This is a genomic window from Sphingomonas sp. CCH9-F2, assembly GCF_001556735.1.
Classification (GTDB): domain Bacteria; phylum Pseudomonadota; class Alphaproteobacteria; order Sphingomonadales; family Sphingomonadaceae; genus Sphingomonas; species Sphingomonas ginsenosidimutans.
Window position 1 is genome coordinate 1 of record NZ_LSJO01000656.1, and the last position, 3317, is coordinate 3317.

The 3317-nt window shown below is 71.5% G+C and carries 3 protein-coding genes and 1 pseudogene; all 4 read right to left on the reverse strand.

Annotated elements, in window-relative coordinates; all coding sequences use genetic code 11:
• Nucleotides 1-1125: serine palmitoyltransferase (spt, locus tag AX685_RS18585; RefSeq protein ID WP_066491321.1), on the reverse strand; the 1125-nt coding region annotated here is incomplete at its 3' end.
• Between the two features lie 5 nt (nt 1126-1130).
• Nucleotides 1131-1373, reverse strand: coding sequence for an acyl carrier protein (locus tag AX685_RS18590; protein WP_066491324.1), 243 nt, complete (start codon nt 1371-1373; stop codon nt 1131-1133).
• Between the two features lie 42 nt (nt 1374-1415).
• Nucleotides 1416-2316: pseudogene (locus tag AX685_RS18595) on the reverse strand (NAD-dependent epimerase/dehydratase family protein).
• Nucleotides 2313-3317 (reverse strand): glutamate 5-kinase (gene proB / locus AX685_RS18600; protein ID WP_066491329.1); only part of this gene is annotated, 1005 nt, incomplete at its 5' end. The gene proB and the pseudogene AX685_RS18595, both read right to left, overlap by 4 nt.

A 3317-nucleotide genomic window follows, 5' to 3' on the forward strand; every position in this document is an offset into this window, starting at 1 on the left:
GTACAGCCCCGCCTCCAGCAGCGCCTGCCACATCAGCACGGCCTGTTCCTGATCGGTGAGGATCACCGCGACGATCGCCGAATCCGGTGCGGCGGTGCCCAGCCGGAAGCCGAGCGCGGTGAGGCCGCCGTGCAACTGGCGAGCATTGTCCCACAGCCGCCGGCGCTTGTCCGCGGCGCCCATCAGCTTGCGGATCGAGGTGGCGGCGGTCGCCACCACCGATGGCGGGAGCGACGCGGTGAAGATGTACGGGCGGCACGAAAAGCGCATCGCCTCGAACTTCGGATGGTTCGAAATGCAGAAGCCGCCGACCGTGCCGACCGACTTGGAGAAGGTGCCGATGACGAAATCGACGTCGCGGCCCAGCTCCAGCCCCTGTTCCTCGTACACGCCGCGGCCGTGTTCGCCGAAGAAGCCCATCGAATGCGCTTCGTCGACCAGCACCATCGCGCCGTGCTTCTTCGCGACGGCGACCATCTCCCTGAGCGGGGCGATGTCGCCCAGCATCGAATAGACGCCCTCCAGGACCACCAGCTTGCCCGGTTCGGCGGGCAGGCGGCCGAGCCGCTTGTCGAGATCCTCGACCGAATTGTGGCGGAAGCGCACGATCTCCGCATCGCCGATCTTGCAGCCGTCGTAGATCGAGGCGTGGCTGTCGGCGTCGAGGATGACATATTCGCCGCGCGCCGCCATCGTCGAGATGGTGCCCAGGTTCGCCTGATACCCGGTCGAAAAGACCATCGCGTGATCGGCGCCGTAGAATTCCTTCAGCGCCTCTTCCGCCTCTACATGGTCGCGGAAGGTGCCGTTGAGCATCCGGCTGCCGTTGGTGCCGCTGCCGAACTGGTCGAGCGCGACCTTGCCCGCGGCGATCACGTCCGCGTCGAAGGTCATGCCCATGTAATTGTAGGTGCCCAGCAGGATCGTCTCGCGCCCCTTGATGACCGCGGTGGTCGGGCCGAGCACGCGCTCCATGACGATCCCGAACGGATCGCGCACGCCCGACGCCATCAGCGCGGCGCGTTCCGCGATCAGCGGGTCGAACTTCGAGAACAGGTCGCGCTCCGGCGCCACCGCGGGCGCCTCGGCAGGGAGCGTGTCGGCGGCAAGGCCCGCTTCGGTCATCCTCTTCAGCCCTTCAGCTTGGCGACCGCATCGGCCAGCTGGCCGACCGTCTCGATCTCGGCCTGCATGTTCATCGTGATGATGATGTCGAATTCGTCCTCGATCGCGGCGACGAAATCCATGACGGTCAGCGAATCCCATTCCAGGTCGCCCTGGAAGGTGGTCGCCTCGGTCACGGCGATACCCTTCTTGTTGAACGGTTCGATCTGCGCCTTGAGGACGTCGATGATGGCGGTGCGGTCGGTCATGGAGCCTCCGTGGCCGTGAAATGCGGCGGTTCTCGGGCGGCGCTATAGCAAGCCGTGGGCGCGATACCACAATGCCGTGTCGGCCATGCCCTGCGCGGTGGGGATCTGCGCGGTCCACAAGGCGGGCGGCGGGCGGCGTGCCGGGTCGGCGGTCCAGTCGGGATGGAGCATATAGGCGACGCGGTCGGCGGTCAGCCGCGCCGCGCCGCGGCGCACCAGCCGGTCGGCGCGCGCGGCGGCGCGCAGCAGCGCGCCCGGCAGCGGCAGCGCGCGCGCGCACGCCCACCCCAGCGGCGATGGCGCGCGCGAAATCGGCATAGCTCATCGCGCCGGACGGATCCTCCGGCTCGTAGGTCGCGCGGTCGCCGGGCGCCGCGGCGAGCGCGAGCAGCAGCCGCGCCAGATCGTCGACATGCAGGATCGACAGCCGCCCGGCGGCGGGCGGGGTGGGGACCAGCCCGCGCTTCGCGGCGCGGAACAGGTCGCGCTGGTCCATGTCGCCGGGGCCGTAGACGCCGGGCGGGCGTACGATCGTCCAGTCGAGATCGCTGGCGGCCACCACCTCCTCCGCCCCCGCCTTCGACCAGCCGTAGTTCGACAGCGCCGGTTCGCGCGCGGCGAGCGAGGAGACATGGACGAAGCGCGCCACCGCCCACACCCGCGCCGCCTCCACCAGCGCGCGGGTGCCGTCGATATTGGCGGCGGCGAAGGCGGCGCGCGAGGGGGCGTTGACCGCGCCCGCGATGTGGATCACCGCATCGGCGGTCGACACCAGATCGGACAGCGCGTCGCGATCCGCCAGCGTGCCGGCGACCCACGTCACCCCGTCACGCGCCGGCTGGTCGCGCCGCGCGAGCGCGCGCACCGCATGTCCCGCCGCCAGCGCCCGGTCGATCGTCCGCGCACCGACGAAGCCGGTGCCGCCGGTGATCGCGAGGATCACAGCAATGCCATGTGGTTGCGATGGACCAGCGCGCTGCGCGGGGCATAGCCGAGGATCGCGGCGTGATCCTCGCTGCGGCGGCCGAGCAGCAGCAGCGCATCGTCCGAATCATATTCCGACAGCCCGCGCGCCAGCGTGCCGTCCGGTCCCTCGATCGTGACCAGATCGCCGCGCGCGAAGCGGCCGTCGATCCGCGTCGCACCCGCCGCCAGCAGGCTGCGCCCGTCCGCCAGCGCGCGCGCCGCGCCGGCATCGACATGGATCGCGCCCTTCGCGGTCAGCCCGCCGGCCAGCCATGCCTTGCGCGCGGGCGCGGACTGCGCCGCGACGAACAGGGTGTGGCGCGCGGGCGTCGACAGCGGGCGCTCGATCCGGCCGGAGGCGATCGCCAGCCCGGCACCCGCGGCATTGGCGATGCGCGCGGCGGCGATCTTCGACACCATCCCCCCCGATCCCATGCCGGAGGCGGAGCCGCGATCGGCCATCCCCTCGATCGCGCCGTCGATCCGCTCGACGCGCGGCACGTGCACCGCGCCGGGTAGCGCCGGATTGCGATCGTACAGGCCGTCGATATCGGACAGCAGGACCACCCCCGCCGCGCCCGCCGCCTGCGCGATCCGCGCGGCCAGACGGTCGTTGTCGCCGAAGCGGATCTCCTCGGTCGCGACCGAATCGTTTTCGTTGATGACCGGGACGACGCCCAGTTGCAGCAGCCGCCCGAGCGTCGCGGCGGCGTTGAGATAGCGGCGCCGCTCCTCCAGGTCGCCGAGCGTCACCAGCATCTGCGCCGCGGTCAGCCCGACATGGCCGAGCACTTCCGCCCAGACGCCGGCGAGCGCGATCTGCCCGGCGGCGGCAGCGGCCTGCGCATCCTCCAGGCTGGCGCGGCCGCCCTTCGGCAGCCCCAGCCGGCGCGCCCCCAGCGCGATCGCCCCGGACGAGACGACCGCCACCTGCTGCCCCGCACCGGCGCGCGCGGCGATATCGGCGGCGATCCCCTC